Genomic DNA, 16,170 nt, shown 5'->3' on the forward strand with positions numbered 1-16,170 from the left:
ACAAGTAAGTTGCCTGCCGGGGCACCCGGCAGGCAACCTATGGGTAGCAGACCAAGGGGAGGAACGATGGCGGGCAGCTCGAAGAGCTACCTCAACCCGGAGCTTGTGCGGGCAATCCAGCAGGGCATGACGTTCGAGGAGTGGCTAGACGGCAGGGTGCCCGGCCTCGACTACGCCCGCATCAGTGGGGACCAGGCGGTTCGGTCGGCCACGCAAGCCCTGTCGAAGGAGAAGGGCCGGGGCGTCCGCCACCAGCACGAGGGCAACGAGGAGTCCGGCGCGGCCCACAACATCGCCATCGTCCGCTTCTACGAAGACAACAACATCACTGCGGCTGACCCGGAGGTTGTCCGGCCCGCCTTCCTGGAGATGACGAAGGCGCTCCTTCACCGCAAGGTCCCGGAGGGGTTCCCTGTCCGCGCCATCGTCGCGACCGAGCACGAGCGTGTGTGGCGCCTCCCTGAGGACTACATCCGGTTTCGCCGGGCCGTGATCACGGCTGGAGATGGGATCTTCGTTGAGCGAGGCAAGGAGTACGACATTGCCAGCGTCGGCGGGAACATCGTGGGCCTGGTCAACTCCGGTGTCTCTGAGGGAGAAGTCACCAAGACCAAGGAGCGCATCACTCGCAACATCAACCGCAGGGCACAGGACGGCACCACGCCCGGTGGCCGTCGACGCTTTGGGTACCTGCCTCAGGACCCTCTCAAGGGTCGGAAGGTCAACGAGAAACTTGACCCCGAAGAGGGCTATTGGGCCGTAGAAATGAAGAAATGGGCTATGGAAGGCGCGGCATGGAAAACCATTGCCCTGCGACTTCGTGAGCGCGGCGTAGTGGGTGCCAGTGGAGCGGATTGGAGCGGCGAAACCGTCCGCCAGTATCTCACCAATGCCACAAACTATGGCTACCGACAGATTCACGGAAAGCTGGTAGTCGACAAGGAGGGAAACCCCGTTGTCGGCCAGTGGGAAACCATCGGTACCCCGGAAGAGTGGCGATACATCTGCAACCTCTCGAAGCAGAGGGGCGCTAGAACAGGAAGCAGATTGACCAACGGCGGGGGGAAGAACCCTGGTCCGCCTGAGGGTCGAGCACGCAAATACCTGTTCAGCGGGTACCTCCGCTGCGGGAACATTCCCGTTGACGTCATGTGCCACACCAAGATTGGGGGAACCCGTCGCCCCACCAAGAAAGACCCTGACATGCATGAGTACGTGTGCAACGAGCTTGGGTGTGGTGGCGTCGCCCGGAACGGAAAAGAAGTGGACGCACACCTTGAGGCTTTGGTTGTAGCTGCTCTGGAAGCCCGGTACAAGACTGTCCCTAAGAAGGAGACACCTTGGGAGGGCGCGGAACTTCTGAAGCAAATCAAGGAAAAGAAAAAGGCCCTCACATCCAAGTGGATGGAGGGTGGCATTGATGATGACTCGTTCTATGAGCTACTTCCCGGCCTTGACGACAAAATCAAGGGGCTTGAGCAAGACCGGGAAGAGCACGCCGTAGCGGTTGCCGAGACAAATGCCTTCAATGGATGGGATCGGTCACGGTGGTACGGGGACCCGAAGAAGAAGATTCCCCCCATGGACCTCACTCAGAAGAGGATGGCTATAGGGAAGATCCTCCGGGCCGTCATCATCATGCCGCTTCCGGAAGGACGCTCCAGGAAGGCGCCTTTCGATCCCAACCTGTTGAGGGTCATTCCCCGGAAGTGATGTCCGAGAGACCGAGGATCTGACGAAGGTCTCGGTCCTGTTCCTCCGAGAAGGGCGGGAGCTTATCCAGCTCCCGCCTTACCCATTCCTCCAGAGTCATACTTCCCCCAGTCCAACACCTTGGCTTCCCAGCCCGTTTCCGTACGCCAGACCACCCGGAAGACCCCTGCCGCTTTGAGGCGAGGCAAGCACCGGTAGCACGGGGCACGGGTTACATAGACCGTGCCGCCTTCCAGGTCTTCACGCCTGGCGTTGATCAACAAGTTCTCTTCCGCATGGATCGCAATGCAGTTCCCGTAATCGCTGCCGGCGGGGACCTGCTCGTACGTCAGCCGTCCTCGTGGACAGGCGCCCGCTAGACAACCTCTCTCGCCGGGGACAGTCCCGTTCATCCCCGACATGACTACACGGCGCCTACGGTCCAGGAGGACCGCACCAACACGTGATCTGGTGCAGTCCCCCCGAGGTGCCACAGCGTCAGCTATGCCGAGCGCCCACACGTCCCAGGACGGGCGCTCAGTAGGCGTCGTACCGCTCTCCGTCATGGACGAGGTCTCGCCTGACTCCATTCCCCCGGACAACTGCGAACCCCGTATATCCATCGCTCGTTCCGTCGCCCTCAATGACGAACCCGTACTTCGTTGTCAGGTCTGACAGTTCCGTGAGGAACGCCCGAAGAGCCTCACTCACAGTCCATCTCCATGTCTTCGATATCGATCATTCCCCACCCCTCCAAGGAAGGTCTTCAGGCAGAGTCCCCGCCTCAACTCGATGAAGGAGGCGCCAAGAGTTCCCGTCACGTTCGTAGACCTCACCGCCCCGTACACCCCGATATTCGAACTCTCGGGTTAGAGAGTTGTAGCGAGAAGGGCGCTCATAGGCGACAGCAGACTTTGCCCTATGAAGCCCATTGTGGTACTTCAGCACTGGACTGCGATCAGGAACGATAGAGGCATACGGCAGTCCTTTCAGTCCGTCTCTCCACGGCTCACAGCGCTCTTCCATCTCGGAAGCCATCAATCCCCCTGGGTAAAGATGTGAGTTGGTATCCCTGACTTGACGGCAAGGTCTGCGGTCATAGAGGCGCCCGCACTGCCGTCCCTGATGAAGGCGAAACAGAGATCAGCCCCAGCACTGACCATCTCCGCGTTGCGGAGGAACCCCGCTCGCTTGCCATAGGCACCCCATTCGGCTGGGTGTCGGCAGACGCTCATTCCGATCTCGTGGGCAAAACGGTCGGCTAGGGCATCAGCCCCCCGAGGACAGGCCCCATGAACGAGTAGAACGTCACGGGGCCTATACCTGCCGAGCCACAGCACCTCACCTATGACACCCTCCAAGAGGGCTGCGTCAGTCCATGTGCGGGAGCCGGTTACGAGAAGCCTCAGACTTCCGCGTCAGTCTGTACGTACTCAACGGGAGACAGGCCCATGATGGTGTTCCACGTGTCGCCCGCCATCTCCTTTGCGAGGTCGTGAGGAACACCGGACGCCATGGCCTCAGTGAGGACAGTCCCGGAGATGCGGGCAGCAGTGACGGCATAGGCGCCCTGCTTGTGCAGACGGGCGGCGTTCATCTGCGACTCGATGCCGGAAATCAGCTCCTCGAACGAGCCCGCGGCTTCGATCTCGCCCGGCTCGTTCTGGTTCTCGTTCTCGCTCATCAAATCCCCCTAGTGCTTGCTTTCTTCAAGTTCCAGAACGCTCCCCCAGGAGCGTCCACCAATTTCCGCATCAGCCGGAATGAGGAGACCCTGAACAGGGAACTCCATGATCTTGGCGGCATCTCGCGCCATGTCACGCGCTTCCTTCTCCGGGAACGAGAAAACGATCTCGTCGTGAATCGGAAGGCGCATGTACGGGGTGAACCCCGCAGCGTCGAGCTTCAGCAGGGCCCGAGCTGTTACGTCACGGCTTCCACCCTGGATGAAGTAATTCAAGGCCCTGAACCACTTGCCAGGGTCAACCGGCAGCCGTCGCCCAGTAGCCGTGTAGACAAAGCCCGTCTTACGAGCTTCATCGGCCAGTCGCCTACCGAAGGCACCAACCCCCGGATATGTAGCGGCGAAGGCGTCGAGTACCTTCCTCGCGGTTTCCTCGTCAATATGGGCCTGCTCCATGAGAGCACCCCACCCGCCCCCATAGACCGTCAAGAAGTTGGCCATCTTGCCGATCTTGCGGGGAACGCCGGCAGCGTCCGCCGTGATCTGGTGCAGGTCCCTTCCATTGAGGAAGGCGTCCAACATCGTGGGATCACGAGAGAATGCCGCCAGGTAACGAAGCTCCATGTTGCCGAAGTCGATTGAGCAACTGACGTGACCTTCGTCAGCCAAGAACATGTTTCGGACATAGCCATCACCCGAGGGGAATGTCTGTGCCGGGATGCTCCCGGAAATGCTCATACGAGACGTTCGAGCCTGGAGAGAATTGATCGACGCGTGTACCCGGTTATCGGGGCCTCGCCCGTTCAGCGCTCTCTCAAACCACGTCTTACGCCACTTCCCAGCCTTGCGCGACTTGATTACCGCATCGGCAAGAGGGTGCTTCAGCCCAGACAGAACATCGTCATCCATGGCCAATTGGCCCTTGGGGTGATTCTTACTCGGCTTGGTTCGCTTCGTGAGCTTCACCCCGAGGGACTGGAACACCTCAATGAGCTGCTGGTTGGAGTTGGGGTTCTCGACACCAAAGGAGTGCGCGACTGCTTCCCAATTTTGCTGTTCATCCAGCAGCTCAGCACACCGCATCTCGGCGTACTCAACATCGATGATGTAACCAGTTCGCTCAAGTTTGGCCGTGACGTGGGAGAGTCGGTGTTCCCAGCCTATGAGTCCCCGCTCTTTGGAGCGGTACGGTACGAGACGATAGAGGATCTGGAAGAGCCGATAGGCAAGGGCCGGGTCCATTCCTGCGTAGAGCAAGAAGTCCGGGTCAAACAGCTCTACCAGCTTCCAAATCTTCTCTTTGGTCGTCTTGTATCTCTTGGCAATGGACGTCATCGAGCCCTTGACCTCATCTGCGGTCTCTTCGCAGATGTAGAACTTGGTCAGCTCCTCCAGCTTCAGACCAGGACCGCGCTCCTTCACGGCCCTCGGGTCAACGAGGTGCGCGAGAAGGCTGGTGTCCCACATCTTCGGAGCAAGCTCCTCCATGGGGATTCCAAGGGTCTGCTCGACCACGTGAAGGTCGTACGTGCCGTTATGGGCAACGAGCCATTCAAGGCGGCGCAGGGCTCGGCGGACGGCTTCGGCAAAGACCGGGCCCAGATCCACGGGGATTACCCATGTCTCTGAGCCCGTACCGAACTGGGCCAGCCGGCACCTGAAGTCAGGGGCCCACCAGTCAAGTCCGGTTGTCTCCGTGTCGAACCCAAGGATTCGATGCCGAGAGATGAACTCCTCAAACGCAGAGAGGTCCCCCTCAGACTCGACAACGCGAATCGAGATCGGCTGACCCTTGAGCCGATAAGCGAGCTGCTTCATGAGACCTCCCCCGTCTACTGAAGTTGTTCAAGGAACGCCTTTCCTACATATTCCGTGTAGGCAGGCGGGATGCACTCACGAATCCCTTCGCGGGACATCCAAGGAACACCTAGGTCTTCTTTGGCGCCGTCCACGCCAATGAAGTTCCCAACGTAAATTCCCATCTCGTCGGGCTTTCGGCGGCGCCCCATCTTGGTTTGGCGCCTTATGTGCTCCGGGTGGTGTGGTTCCTTCAACTCCCACCCGCCCGACTCAAAGAGTCGATGGCGATAGGTGTTGAGTCCGAAGTACGCGCCACACAAGAGCACAGGGTCATGCATCTCCGGTTCGGCCCCCATCACGTTCTCAATCACCCAAGGCACGCCCACGGCGTTAAGAGCGTCGCGAGTAGGGCCCAAAAGGTCCGGGTGCTCGTTCTGCATGATTCGCTGTGTCTTGCTGTAGAGCTGACACGGCGGAGAAGCGTGGATGAGGTCGAATCGATGCCCATATGTGAGTAGGAATTGAATCGCTTCGGCCCGTAGGAACTCGTACGGGTAACGAGGTTGCGGAGCAATGTCAACGCCCACCACCTCAAAGCCCGCGTCGCGGTACCCCTTACTTGCTCCCCCCTGGCAGCAATAGAGGTCAAGTAGTTTCCTGATCCCCCCGTACCCCCTTTACGGCGCTACGCGACCGTGCTTGATGAAGGCGGCATGGGTGTGAGGCATCGACATGTGGAACTCGCGTTCCATCCTCTCTGCGACCATCTCAATTTCCCGCTGAGGGAACGAGGGGTATTGGGCATCCTCGGAGATGGTTCGGAGACTCAGGAAATGCATGAGGGACCGCGCATTGCACGTCGCGTAGTACGACGTGAAGATGCCGACCGGGAGAACCATCCGAGCCACTTCACGGGCAATGCCACGGTTGAGCATCCCTGTGTAGTGCTGGAAGGCCCATGCATAGGCCGAGTAGAAGTCACGCTCAACCACGTGCTTCTGTGCCTCATTCCCAGGCTCGAACCGATAGGCGCCCGCCTTGCCGACCTGAACGAGGTTCCTTTCAGCCGCAGGCTTGTAGAAGACGCCCTCTAGTTCCTTGTACCTTCCGGATTCCTCGTTGTAGCTCCACCCCGCCCTGTGCCTCATGTGCTCGCGGGCAACGAAGATCGGGGCCTCTACAAGGAAGGTGAATGAGTTGTGCTCGAAAGGGCTCCCGTGCCTGTCTCGCATCAGGAAGTTGATAAGACCCTCGGTCGGCAGACCGTCAGCAGTCGACTGCTTGCCGATGGTCGAGACTCGTGCAGCCTTTGCAACCATTGCGTCACTGGCCGATACGTTGACCAGCTTCACGGTTACGTCAGACCGCATGGAGATGTCCGCCATTGAATGACTCCAAAAGGAAAGGGGGCCGAGGAATCCCCGGCCCCCTGAGGTGCCTTGTACGAGCGGTCAGCCCTTACGAGAAAGAGCCGTCCTTCTGCCGCCAGAGCGGGTCACACTGCGAGCCCTTCGGCGCGTTGCAGAACAGCGCGGCCCAAGCGCCCTTGGCGCCCTGCCCCTCCCGCAGAGTCCGGCCGTGGGAGCAGGAGTCGTTATCCGGCGCCGGGGCGCTCTGTGTCTGGACCTTGCCGCCCTGGAAGGTCTTGGGTGCCGAGTTGCCCCCCTTGCCGGCGGTCGGCTGGTGGGTCTCCCGCACCTTCTTTGCCGCAAGTGCAGCAAGGTCGATGACGCCCTTGTCGGCAAGGGCCTTCATCACGTCCACTGCGTTGACTGCCACCTCTTCGGCGGTCTCTCCGTAGACGGTCGGAGTGATCCATTCGGCGTCGTATCCGGCTGCGGCCTTGAAGGTCAGGCCGATCTTGAACTTGTTCGCAGTGGAAGCGGTCACAGCGTTCTGGGTCATAGGCGTGGTCTCCTTTGGAGTTTCCTGTTCGCCCCAGGGAGAGGGGCCATCGAACGGGTTCGGGAAGCTCATGCAGCTCACTCCGGTTGGGTCTGCGTTACCCGGCAGGCAACTTTCTGGGCATGAAGAGGGCCCTAGATCGGGCAAGCGCCCGAGGCGCACATTTCGTCGTAAGAGGTGTCTGAGGTCTCGATGCCTACGGCTTTCGCAAGCTCCTCGTACTCTTCCTTGGTGATCCGCTCGTAAGGCGGCTGCTCAAAGGAAAGCTCCGGAAATACCGTGGTCCCTTTGAGCCTCGGGAGAAAGGGCACCAGAGCCTCAACGAGATCGTCAACCGAATATGCGTTGGGGTCAATGTTCACCGTGTACGACACCGCCTGATCCGCCCAGTGCTCTTGATAGAGCGCCTGGACCGACAGCATGTCCCGAAGGCTGAGGTCTCCAGCGTGCTGGAAGTTCTCGCCTCCGATCTCAACAAGCGGGTCCTTCGTCGGAATGGTGACAACAGAGGTGTTGGCCGCGTTCTTGTCGGGCTCCACGTGGTAGCCCTTGCGCCGGTACTCCTCCACCTGAGCCTTCTCAGAGGGCTCAAGGTCAGAGAAGCGGATACGGCGCTTGAAGTACCCTGCGAATGGCGCGTGAACTGCCTCGCCACTGGTGCCGGCGAGCTTGCTGGTCGTCCCCGTAGGGGCGATCACACGCGTCTTGATCGGGACAGGAATCCGCAACTCGTTGGCATACTCCCGAGCCGCAAAGGTGACTGTCTGAGCCATGATGTCTAGCTCAAAGTCCACACCCTTCCTGGCCGCCTCGGAATACTTCACACCGATCTTCACCAGGAAGTCAGCGAACCCTAGATGCCCTACACCGATGCGCCGGTATTTGGCGATAGCCTCAGCAGACTTCGGGTCAGCAACCTTGGCGAAGGTGGCCCGGATCAGATACCGAGTGAGATACCTGTGAGCCTTCCGAATGCCCTCGTCGTCTATCTCCCCGTCATTGTCCACGAACGCACCGAGGTTCACACTTCCGAGGTTGCAGGGCTCCCAGGGAGTCAATGTTGCCTCGCCACAAGGGTTCGTGGTGTACGTCCCGTCAACCTCCCCCTTTGCCGTCAGACTCGAATTCCAAACTCCGGGCTCTCCATTCCTGAGCATTCCGGCAGCGATCTCCCGAAGGATCGGCATAGACGGACTCGACATCTTGCGGAGAAGACGAATGAATTCGTCGTCAATCTCCACACTGATGTTGGTCGTCCAGTGACCTCCCTCCGCCTTGATCCGCAGGAACGACCAGATGAGCGGGTCACGCCAATGCATGATCGACATGCGGGCCGACCGACGCACGCCGCCAGAGACGATGCACTCAGCGATTTCGTGGTCAATCCGCATGGCGTCGATGCCGTGGAGCTGGCGCCCGTGTGCGTCCTTGAGCACCTGGCCCACGGCCTTGAGCATCCGCCCGAAGGGCTCCGGACCGCTGGCCGTGCCCCCGAACGCCTTCAGGGGCGTTCCCTTAGCCCGTACACGGCTCACGTCGTAGACCCGAGCTGCGTGACGCGTCTGAGGGTCGTGGGCGGTCCGTATGAGGTCGCCCAGGGCCTCAGCCCAGCCCTCGCGGCTGTCCTGGACCTGATAGGCCCCGGTCCACTCGTGGCTGTACTCGGTGCTGATCAGCCCAGCCTCAACGAGGTCGAGGAAGTCCGCATGGTCCGGATCGCAGACGATGTGAACCTCTACCGGGATGACCAGCTCGGGGAAGCCTTCGAAGTACCTCGATGAGTAGTTGGCACCGACACCCCCACCCTCCGCCAGGCGGAGGAGCGCGAACGTGAAGTGTTCCTCAGGGCGCTTCGCGTCCCAGCCTGCCGCCCAACAGTTGTTCAGGGCGAAGGGTGCGACCCCCGAACTCTTGAGGTGCCGTCCCGCCGGCAGCACGCGGAAGCTGCCGATCAGGTCGAGCAGCGCCGCCCGCTCCCCGTCCTCTACGTACCGCTCGGGGACAAGGGCAAGGTTGCCGTCTACGACACGCTCAACGGTCTCCTTCCAAGTTTCCTGCTGGCCGTTCGGTTTCACTCGGGAGTACGTCCGCTCATACACGGTCTTTGCCGTGTCGGTTGGAAAAGTCATGCAGTCACCTTTCGTAGGTCGCGGTTCATCTGACGGGCGAGGGCATCAAGGCCGCGGTTGCTTGCCTTGCGCTCCGTGTCGTCCTTCGGAGGGATTCCGTAGACGTATCGCCGCATCAGTACGGCTCGTTGGCTCTGGGTGAGCCTGTTGAGTGCCAAGGACGCATCGAGCCGGGCAGAGACGACGTTGTCTGTGATCCGGCAGGAGAGAAGGTCATCCTCTTTGCCGAGCATCTGGCCAAGCTCTTCGTCGCTGTAAACGAAAGTAGCTAGCGCCAACTTCGCTTCGTCGGGCGTGTAGTAGTAGCGCCCATCCTCAACGTCTCGCGCATCCCGTTCCTTTGAGGCATACTGCGTTCCCGCCTTTTTGGCGAACAGCCAAAGGAAGGTGTCGGTGTAGTTGGCCTCGATCAGCGTTCGGCGCTCGTAGGCGTGAAGCAGGATTGCTTGCTTCACATCGTCCTTCTCAACCACGCTCCAGGCTGAGGCGATTGACCGAGCCGTCTTGTCTGCGATCTCCGCCACGTGAGCCCAGTCGATCTCAGTCACGTGGTGTCCCCCTTCTTTGCAAAGCGCCCCCCGGCGCCACGAACGAGCTTGCCGTAGCGCTCGCCTTCCACGACGAAAGAGCCGTCTCGACGAATGTCTACGGGGTAGGGGGATACGTCGTGGTCACCGACGTAGAGAATGCCGAAACCGGCTTGCCAGTTGGCCACTGCACCAGGACCAAGGTATTGAGCCTTCCTTGGGTCCATGAGGTGCCCCACCTCGAAGCCCCATCGCATTCCCCCGAGATGCGAAGGGCCGTGCCGGCGGACGCCGAGCCTGTGAGTGTGGCCCATGACGAGATTCATGGTCGCCTTGCTGGCATGACCGTAGGCGGTCGTGCCCGCGATGCTCGACAGGCCCTTGATCTCATGACCGTGGATGAGTCCGGTGTCCGGGCCCACCCGGTGAAACGGTGGAGTGAGCGAGATACCGAAGCCGTCGAAGTCCAGCAGCTTGGAAAAGTGGAAGTCGCTTGCGTACTCGGCCAGGGCAGGAGCCTTGGCACTCAGGTACGTTCGCGGCCGAAGGTCGTGGTTGCCTTCCAAGATCCCAAAGGGCCCGTCGTACACAGCCCTGATGGGCTCGAATACAGCCCGCTTCGTCTTCTCGGACTCGGTCTTGACCTGCTGCTGATACTCGTATCGGGTTCCCTCGTTCCAGCGCGAGGGAGTTTCATAGTCGTTCAGGTCCCCGATCTGATACAGCTCGTCAGGCTGATAGTCCCCGATGAAGCTGATGAGATTGTTGAGGGACTTCTGATCGTGGTACGGAACCTGAAGGTCACTGACGACGACTACACGCTTCAAATGGTCTCCCCCGTCGCTCGTACGTAGGACTCACCCCAAGTACGCTGTGAATCCTGCTCCGCCTGGAATATCCGCAGCTTGTTCGCTGTCTCGCGGGTGACCCCACTGATTACGTGCTTGATCATCTGTAGCGAGGTCTGGCCTTCGTATCGGCGCATCTCTTCAAGAGGCACCCCCAGGCGGTGAAACACCTCACCGACTCCGCAGCCCGCGCTAACGGACTGACCGTCCTTGCCCACGTGCACGTAGAAACAGCTCGCAGGGGCGTCCTCCCCGACCACCATGTATTCCGGGGCCGAGTACGTGTACTCGGGGCGCTCGGAAACAACTTGCTTGAGCGTCGCCATAACCTGAGCGTCAGTGGTGGTGATCACTTCACTTGCCCTTCTTGTAGCACTTCGGATCTGCCATGACGGCAACGGATTTTCCGGACTCGCCGCCCCTGGTAGTGAAAACACGATGGCCGAAGCCGTCACACTTGCTGGCGAAGTTGGCGAAGCCGTCCGGCATGGAGTGAATAACCGCCGGGCCGTCGTCCTTGTACTGGACCGGAGCGTCATTCCACTGCTCGGTCACTGCACTGCACGCGGAAAGAGAAAGGGCCGCGATAGCGGCCCCGAGAACGAGAGCAAAGCGCTTCATGACTTCTCCAGTCGAGAGATTTCCCGAGTGATGTACCAAGCGGCCTTCTTGAGGTCTTCAAGCTCGGTTGTCTTGGACTTCCGTCCGGCACGAGCGATGTACTTGACTGCGTTGCCCCGGTTGAAGTTCATGTGTTCCGTGAGGTCGATGACCTCAAGGCCGTTCGGAAGCCATGTGTAATGCGCCGGGTGGTTGACGGAATCCGCCTGGCCTATCGGGTCGCTCTTCACGAGATCCGCCTTCACTTCGTCTTCCGCAAACCAGAGGTAGCGGACAACCGGAGCAAACACCTTCACGTAGTAGGCGTATGGGAAGGCTTGGGAAGGATTCTGGACACTGGCGATCCGCCCGCGATATCCGGAGTATTCGCCAGTCTGGATTAGTACCTTGTCGCCTACCTTGTTCACAGGCCGATCCGCTTCATCAGGGCCTCAGGGCCGAAGTTGAGAAGGACTGAATTGGAGTCACGGCTATCGGTCATCTTGATGACCTTGCCGTTAGGTATATCGGCCGCTAGCTCATCCATGAAGACAAGGCCAGGATCATCCTCAGCAATGAGGAAAACGGTCTCGTATCCCAGCAGTGCGGGAGTCCAGTAGTCGCGCCATGTACCAGTGCCAGGGGCGCCCACGGATGGGATTCCAGCCAGAGCCCAGGACTGAGTGTCGAACTCGCCCTCAACCACCACCAGGACCGGGCTGGGCTCGATCAGGGCCGAAGTGTTGTAGAGCCTCGGAGGGTCCCCCGGAAGGCTCCTGTACTTCCCGTGCTCCTGGTGCCTTTCCTTCTCGCCCTTCTGGAAGAAGTACGTCCCGTCAGAGTCCTTCACGCACTCATCTGCGATGCACCGGAAGCGAACGGTTGCAACCCCGTCATCTCCGCCGGCAGGGCGGATATAGGGGATGGCCAGGTATCCCGCGTACCGTTCATGACCAGGTATCGCCGAACCGACGTAGCCCAGACCGAAACTGCTTGCGACCTTGGCGAGCCCCCGAGCCGCTACGTACTCCTCGGCCGGACTCCCCTTGTAGCTCTGGTGATATCGCTTGGCTATCTCCACCGAGTTGGGTACGTGCGTGTTCTTTGGCTTCAGGGAAGCCAATTCCTTCCTCCCTCATGATCACGGCATAGCTGTCTTCGCTTAGATTGCAGGCGAAGCAGTTCCATCGGTTTCTATCGAGATCCACCGACGCTGAAGGATTCGAGTCCGGATGTGAAGGGAGGGGGCAAGCGATTTTCACTCGCCCCCTCGTTGCCTTCGTTTCAAACCCGTAGTAAAGGGCGAGGACTCTAGCGATCGGTGGTTTCGATGAGCTGTCGCTCACCATTGGGACCCACCTTGTAGCGCGTCACCGGGAATTCGTACTTTCGGGCTGCGGCCTGCCACATGTGGTAGTTACCGCGCCACTGACGGGAGTACGACGAGGCAGAGCCTGTGTTCGCGTCGCTCATCAGAAGCGAAACGCAGAGCTGCTGTTCCGAGTCGGCTTCTCGCTGAAGTTCACGCCCGGCGAGTACGGCTCCAGGTGCTTGTACGGGTGCGGACCGCTCGCCGTGAAGTCGCGTACACCAGCGTTGCGCAGAGCCTTGGTAACCGCCTCGTAGTGCTTGCGGGGACTGGTGTAACGGTCACCGCCGACCTTGGCACCAACCGCCATCAGCGTTTCTGCTTCCTCGACGGTGAGCGTCAGAGTGACCGCCGGCACCTTCTTGGTCTCGGTGACTTCCTGCTCGATGATCGTGCGCTTGGCCTCAGCCATTTTGATTCCTTGGGGTGTTAGTTGGGGTGTAACTGACTTGTCGTCGCTCTAGAAGCGGGGGGACTTCGCCTTGGGCTCAACCAGCCAGCGAAGGGAACCCTCGATCTGCCGGCTGACCGGCTTGGCGTAGGTGCTCACGCCCGCTCGGTCGAGCGCAATGTAAATGGCGTCCGTGTGCTTGCGCGGGGAGGCGTAGGTACTTCCAGAGACGCGGCCCACGAGCGCCTGAAGCGCCTCGGCCTCCTCGATGGAGAGAGTCAGTGTGATGGCCGGAACCTGCTTCTTCTCGGTTACCTGCTTCTCAATGGTGGTGCTCTTCGCCTCAGCCATCGTCATTCCCCTTGTCGTATGTGTAGCGAGGTCCGAGGATTTTCCAAGCCGGAAAGTCCTCTAGGTAATCGGCGGCCCGCCGCAATACCTCTGGCCGGTCCCTAGCCCCCCGTGCTAGGAGCTGGCTGTTGCAGCGGGCACAAAGAAGGCCGCGAACCGCCTCTGTCTTGTGACAGTGGTCCACGGCCAAATTTGTCTTACGCGTTTCTAGGCAGATCGCGCATTTGCCCCCTTGCGCCTCGAAGAGGCGCTGATAGTCCTCGGCAGACAACCCGTAGGTTGCTTGGAGTCGCGCATTGCGCGACGCCTGCCGGCGACTGGTCTTGCGGCAGGAAGAACAGACCTTCCCCCGAGGTGTGTAGAACCTCTCAGCTCTGTTCTTCCCGCACTTCGTGCACTCCCGAAATCCCTTGCGGGGTTCGGCCATTAGACCCCCGTCCTGATGGCCGCCTCCAGCTTCCGGAGTTCCTTGAGTCGGGCGGTCTCGTCCACCATGGCGAAGAGGTTGAACAGCGGGATTGCCGTGCTCAGCCCCCTACCAGGGAAGTTGATGACTGCGGTCTTCACTCCCCCCTTGGCGGCCCCCACGAGGACCCTGGAAAGCTGGTGCAGGTTCAGCCGCTTCGCGTCACCAATTTGAATCACCATGGCAACACCCTCGGTATCCACCTCCGACAGATCCAGACCAGGGAACCGACCCTGAAGCGCGAAGCCGAACTCACGCTCAGCCTTGAATCCGCCCCTGATGCTCTGAACTGCTGCAACGCTTTCCATTTTCAAGGTACGCCTTTCATACCCGGCAGGCAACTTATTAGCTAGCGAAAGATTCCGGAAGCTCCTCGTCAAGCTCCTCCAAACGCAGGTTTGCGCGATTGAGTCGGAAGCTCGCGAAGGTCCCCCCAGAGGAGTCCTCGAATCCCTCTCGATTTTTGACCGGACTCACATGAAGGATGCGGGAGTTCATTCCGTCAACCTCTTTGTGAATGGTCAGGATGAGCGACGGTACGCGGTGTACCTTGCCTTTTACGCCGCTGAGCGGGATGGGCTTGAGGCCATCCGAGTGTTCACCTGTCACATGGTGGAGACCGAGCACATGAGCGCTTGTCGCCCTCGCCATGTCGTCGAGATATTCGCACAGGCCCTCCAGCCCGAAAGTGAAGCTCTCCGCGTCTCCCACAACTCCAGTGTCGACGTTCGTCACGTTGTCCACCACGAGCAGATGAGGCGTACACCCGTAGACCTCCAGATAGCACAGGAGATGAATTTCAATCTCCTGCTGTGTCGGCCTAGCGGAGAAGTTGAACCTCGTCCACCAGCGCTTTCCTAGAGCCGTTTCATACTCCGAGAAATCCCCCTCCGTCAAGGCCCGCTTGACGGTTTTGGAGTCCTCTCCGGTAAGCATGGCCGTAGCCCTGGATACCTGAGTTGCGGAGCTTGAGTCAGCGGAGAAGTAGAGCACAGGGACATTGGCCGTCATCGCAAGGAACAGCGCGAAGAGACTTTTACCCGTACCAGGCCCCGCGACGACAAGGGACAGCTCCGAACGTCGGAACTCGACCTCTAGCCGCCTCAGGGACTTGAACGTGTGCGGAATCGGCTCGCCAGCGGCCCCCCGAATCCTCACCGATTGCGCAAGGGAGAACAACGGCTCACCTTCCTTTCCGCGCCACCCGCCCCACCCGGCAGGCAACTTACGAAGCCTTAAAAAGGCCCCGGATGGGGCGCGTCTTGCTAGTTAGAGACTATGCACATGCCACTCACCTGAGCAACAGTCTTTTACCTGCGGCGAAAGGAACAGGCGTGGGAGACATCACAAAATCTACAGTGAAATCCCGGCTTGGCAGGGAAATCCCCAGCCTTCACGCCCTGATCCATCTTGACGAAACGCTCTGCAACTTCGTCCTCAGAGACTCCCGTCAGGTCCACAGGCCGAGACAAGCCACCCGTCTTCGCCATGTACCAATCTGCGTCATTGACTTCCACCCCCAGAACCTTGCGCGCCAGGACGCCGTACGTCTGGAGCTGGAACCGGCTCTTCGTTGAACCAGTCTTGAGGTCCCGCACCCTGACCGAGCCGTCAGGCCGGTCTAGGAGCTGGTCCACGTAGCCCTGGACAGTGACACCACCGATGTCAGCCGTCAAGTGCGTTTCGATGCCGGGCTTGCCGGCGGGGTCCTTCCAGATGGAGGGCTTGTGCTCCTCGGCCCACCTGACGTAGGCCCTCGTCTGCTCCATCCCGAGGACGTACCGGGCCTCAATGTCCGACTGCCCATCGGTGCCGGCGGTCATCCAGTGGTCAAGGTTCGACTCTTCCTTGAGGCTCCCATTGACCCGCCTCGTGTAATCGTCGTGGAAGAGATCCGCGACCTGATCCGCGGTGAGCCTTCTCCCGCCTTCCTCGTAGGTCTCGATGGCGGCATGGAATGCCGATCCTTGATGAGACCAGGCAGCGGGGCGAGGACGGACCCGCTCTATTCGCTGTAGCTCATACTGCTTTGGACACTTGTCTAGGTACTGCTCGGCTTGACTGACAGAACGTGTCATGCCTGCCACTACCGAAAATCGGTCGACCATGGGCCTTCCATTCGGGTTGGAACTCGGGATGCACTACGTGTACCCCGAACTTGCTGGACAACGGAAACCGTTTGTGAGGGTGACCGTAGTAGTCCGATTCCACAACCCGATTACGCCAGGGCGCCATCATCTCGGCTTCGATCCCATGAAGCGCCGTGTAGTCCTCATCGCACATCGCATCCGACTCCGTGACGATGAAGTACGACCCGGCCGTCAATGTCGCCACTCGCAGGATGCGCAGGGCATCCGATGTGTAGACCTCCGCCCGCTGTACGACCCGAGCCCGCGCGATGGCTGACC

General features: G+C 60.1%; 22 protein-coding genes and 1 pseudogene. 1 reads left to right on the forward strand and 22 read right to left on the reverse strand.

Annotation, left to right across the window (positions count from 1 at the left end):
* Window positions 1–66 precede the first annotated feature (66 nt).
* Window positions 67–1,713 (forward strand): recombinase family protein, encoded by a 1,647-nt coding sequence (locus tag ACWCRJ_RS30885; protein ID WP_450942389.1) that lies wholly within the window; start codon window positions 67–69, stop codon window positions 1,711–1,713.
* Window positions 1,714–1,775: 62 nt separating this feature from the next.
* On the opposite strand, the gene ACWCRJ_RS30890 is transcribed toward ACWCRJ_RS30885, so the two are convergent.
* The 22 genes and pseudogenes from ACWCRJ_RS30890 to ACWCRJ_RS30995 form a co-directional block, all read right to left on the reverse strand.
* The gene (locus ACWCRJ_RS30890; protein WP_450942455.1) at window positions 1,776–2,282 is read right to left on the reverse strand and encodes a deoxycytidylate deaminase; all 507 of its coding nucleotides are present in this window, start codon (window positions 2,280–2,282) and stop codon (window positions 1,776–1,778) included.
* Entirely contained in the window at window positions 2,230–2,403 is a 174-nt protein-coding gene (locus ACWCRJ_RS30895; protein ID WP_450942458.1) for a hypothetical protein, read from the reverse strand. The genes ACWCRJ_RS30890 and ACWCRJ_RS30895 overlap by 53 nt, the downstream gene beginning before the upstream one ends.
* A 326-nt stretch (window positions 2,404–2,729) precedes the next feature.
* Window positions 2,730–3,101, reverse strand: coding sequence for an SLOG family protein (locus tag ACWCRJ_RS30900; protein WP_450942456.1), 372 nt, complete (start codon window positions 3,099–3,101; stop codon window positions 2,730–2,732).
* Window positions 3,098–3,376, reverse strand: coding sequence for a hypothetical protein (locus ACWCRJ_RS30905; RefSeq protein WP_450942390.1), 279 nt, complete (start codon window positions 3,374–3,376; stop codon window positions 3,098–3,100). Before ACWCRJ_RS30905 ends, ACWCRJ_RS30900 begins: the two co-directional genes overlap by 4 nt.
* Before the next feature lie 9 nt (window positions 3,377–3,385).
* Complete coding sequence (locus tag ACWCRJ_RS30910) at window positions 3,386–5,194, reverse strand: DNA polymerase (RefSeq protein ID WP_450942391.1); 1,809 nt, start codon at window positions 5,192–5,194, stop codon at window positions 3,386–3,388.
* Window positions 5,195–5,208: 14 nt separating this feature from the next.
* A complete protein-coding gene (locus ACWCRJ_RS30915) occupies window positions 5,209–5,616 on the reverse strand; it encodes a hypothetical protein (RefSeq protein ID WP_450942392.1) in 408 nt (135 codons plus the stop codon).
* A 237-nt stretch (window positions 5,617–5,853) separates the two neighbouring features.
* Window positions 5,854–6,561, reverse strand: a complete 708-nt coding sequence (gene thyX, locus ACWCRJ_RS30920; protein WP_450942393.1) for an FAD-dependent thymidylate synthase — start codon at window positions 6,559–6,561, stop codon at window positions 5,854–5,856.
* 73 nt (window positions 6,562–6,634) lie between these two features.
* Window positions 6,635–7,153, reverse strand: coding sequence for a hypothetical protein (locus tag ACWCRJ_RS30925; RefSeq protein ID WP_450942394.1), 519 nt, complete (start codon window positions 7,151–7,153; stop codon window positions 6,635–6,637).
* Between the two features lie 62 nt (window positions 7,154–7,215).
* The gene (gene nrdJ, locus ACWCRJ_RS30930) at window positions 7,216–9,210 is read right to left on the reverse strand and encodes a ribonucleoside-triphosphate reductase, adenosylcobalamin-dependent (RefSeq protein ID WP_450942395.1); all 1,995 of its coding nucleotides are present in this window, start codon (window positions 9,208–9,210) and stop codon (window positions 7,216–7,218) included.
* The gene (locus tag ACWCRJ_RS30935) at window positions 9,207–9,758 is read right to left on the reverse strand and encodes a hypothetical protein (protein WP_450942396.1); all 552 of its coding nucleotides are present in this window, start codon (window positions 9,756–9,758) and stop codon (window positions 9,207–9,209) included. The genes nrdJ and ACWCRJ_RS30935 overlap by 4 nt, the downstream gene beginning before the upstream one ends.
* Window positions 9,755–10,564: a metallophosphoesterase gene (locus ACWCRJ_RS30940; RefSeq protein ID WP_450942397.1), complete on the reverse strand. Its 810-nt coding sequence runs from the start codon at window positions 10,562–10,564 to the stop codon at window positions 9,755–9,757. Before ACWCRJ_RS30940 ends, ACWCRJ_RS30935 begins: the two co-directional genes overlap by 4 nt.
* A complete protein-coding gene (locus ACWCRJ_RS30945; protein ID WP_450942398.1) occupies window positions 10,561–10,938 on the reverse strand; it encodes a hypothetical protein in 378 nt (125 codons plus the stop codon). The genes ACWCRJ_RS30940 and ACWCRJ_RS30945 overlap by 4 nt, the downstream gene beginning before the upstream one ends.
* 1 nt (window position 10,939) lies before the next feature.
* Window positions 10,940–11,206: a hypothetical protein gene (locus ACWCRJ_RS30950; protein WP_450942399.1), complete on the reverse strand. Its 267-nt coding sequence runs from the start codon at window positions 11,204–11,206 to the stop codon at window positions 10,940–10,942.
* Window positions 11,203–11,613, reverse strand: a complete 411-nt coding sequence (locus ACWCRJ_RS30955) for a DUF3310 domain-containing protein (protein ID WP_450942400.1) — start codon at window positions 11,611–11,613, stop codon at window positions 11,203–11,205. The genes ACWCRJ_RS30950 and ACWCRJ_RS30955 overlap by 4 nt, the downstream gene beginning before the upstream one ends.
* Window positions 11,610–12,308, reverse strand: coding sequence for a topoisomerase (locus ACWCRJ_RS30960; RefSeq protein ID WP_450942401.1), 699 nt, complete (start codon window positions 12,306–12,308; stop codon window positions 11,610–11,612). Before ACWCRJ_RS30960 ends, ACWCRJ_RS30955 begins: the two co-directional genes overlap by 4 nt.
* A gap of 16 nt (window positions 12,309–12,324) precedes the next feature.
* A pseudogene (locus ACWCRJ_RS30965) lies at window positions 12,325–12,534 on the reverse strand (hypothetical protein); the annotation flags it as partial.
* A gap of 123 nt (window positions 12,535–12,657) precedes the next feature.
* The gene (locus ACWCRJ_RS30970; protein WP_450942402.1) at window positions 12,658–12,966 is read right to left on the reverse strand and encodes a hypothetical protein; all 309 of its coding nucleotides are present in this window, start codon (window positions 12,964–12,966) and stop codon (window positions 12,658–12,660) included.
* A gap of 48 nt (window positions 12,967–13,014) precedes the next feature.
* Window positions 13,015–13,296, reverse strand: a complete 282-nt coding sequence (locus ACWCRJ_RS30975; protein ID WP_450942403.1) for a hypothetical protein — start codon at window positions 13,294–13,296, stop codon at window positions 13,015–13,017.
* The gene (locus ACWCRJ_RS30980; protein ID WP_450942404.1) at window positions 13,289–13,723 is read right to left on the reverse strand and encodes an endonuclease VII domain-containing protein; all 435 of its coding nucleotides are present in this window, start codon (window positions 13,721–13,723) and stop codon (window positions 13,289–13,291) included. Before ACWCRJ_RS30980 ends, ACWCRJ_RS30975 begins: the two co-directional genes overlap by 8 nt.
* Window positions 13,723–14,070 (reverse strand): hypothetical protein, encoded by a 348-nt coding sequence (locus tag ACWCRJ_RS30985; RefSeq protein ID WP_450942405.1) that lies wholly within the window; start codon window positions 14,068–14,070, stop codon window positions 13,723–13,725. The genes ACWCRJ_RS30980 and ACWCRJ_RS30985 overlap by 1 nt, the downstream gene beginning before the upstream one ends.
* Before the next feature lie 37 nt (window positions 14,071–14,107).
* Window positions 14,108–14,941 carry an AAA family ATPase gene (locus tag ACWCRJ_RS30990; protein ID WP_450942406.1) on the reverse strand — a complete coding sequence of 278 codons (834 nt, stop codon included), beginning with the start codon at window positions 14,939–14,941 and terminating at the stop codon, window positions 14,108–14,110.
* Window positions 14,942–15,072: 131 nt separating this feature from the next.
* A complete protein-coding gene (locus ACWCRJ_RS30995) occupies window positions 15,073–15,870 on the reverse strand; it encodes a RecB family exonuclease (protein WP_450942407.1) in 798 nt (265 codons plus the stop codon).
* Window positions 15,871–16,170: the final 300 nt, after the last annotated feature.

It is taken from the genome of Streptomyces sp. NPDC002324 (assembly GCF_053593335.1).

Bases quoted from the DNA above. Each gene is read 5' to 3' on its own strand.
- ACWCRJ_RS30885 (WP_450942389.1), top strand. From the start codon at position 67: ATGGCGGGCAGCTCGAAGAGCTACCTCAACCCGGAGCTTGTGCGGGCA.
- ACWCRJ_RS30890 (WP_450942455.1), bottom strand. From the start codon at position 2,282: ATGGAGTCAGGCGAGACCTCGTCCATGACGGAGAGCGGTACGACGCCT.
- ACWCRJ_RS30905 (WP_450942390.1), bottom strand. From the start codon at position 3,376: ATGAGCGAGAACGAGAACCAGAACGAGCCGGGCGAGATCGAAGCCGCG.
- ACWCRJ_RS30910 (WP_450942391.1), bottom strand. From the start codon at position 5,194: ATGAAGCAGCTCGCTTATCGGCTCAAGGGTCAGCCGATCTCGATTCGC.
- ACWCRJ_RS30915 (WP_450942392.1), bottom strand. From the start codon at position 5,616: ATGCAGAACGAGCACCCGGACCTTTTGGGCCCTACTCGCGACGCTCTT.
- thyX (WP_450942393.1), bottom strand. From the start codon at position 6,561: ATGGCGGACATCTCCATGCGGTCTGACGTAACCGTGAAGCTGGTCAAC.
- ACWCRJ_RS30925 (WP_450942394.1), bottom strand. From the start codon at position 7,153: ATGAGCTTCCCGAACCCGTTCGATGGCCCCTCTCCCTGGGGCGAACAG.
- nrdJ (WP_450942395.1), bottom strand. From the start codon at position 9,210: ATGACTTTTCCAACCGACACGGCAAAGACCGTGTATGAGCGGACGTAC.
- ACWCRJ_RS30950 (WP_450942399.1), bottom strand. From the start codon at position 11,206: ATGAAGCGCTTTGCTCTCGTTCTCGGGGCCGCTATCGCGGCCCTTTCT.
- ACWCRJ_RS30970 (WP_450942402.1), bottom strand. From the start codon at position 12,966: ATGGCTGAGGCCAAGCGCACGATCATCGAGCAGGAAGTCACCGAGACC.
- ACWCRJ_RS30975 (WP_450942403.1), bottom strand. From the start codon at position 13,296: ATGGCTGAGGCGAAGAGCACCACCATTGAGAAGCAGGTAACCGAGAAG.
- ACWCRJ_RS30980 (WP_450942404.1), bottom strand. From the start codon at position 13,723: ATGGCCGAACCCCGCAAGGGATTTCGGGAGTGCACGAAGTGCGGGAAG.
- ACWCRJ_RS30985 (WP_450942405.1), bottom strand. From the start codon at position 14,070: ATGGAAAGCGTTGCAGCAGTTCAGAGCATCAGGGGCGGATTCAAGGCT.
- ACWCRJ_RS30995 (WP_450942407.1), bottom strand. From the start codon at position 15,870: ATGGTCGACCGATTTTCGGTAGTGGCAGGCATGACACGTTCTGTCAGT.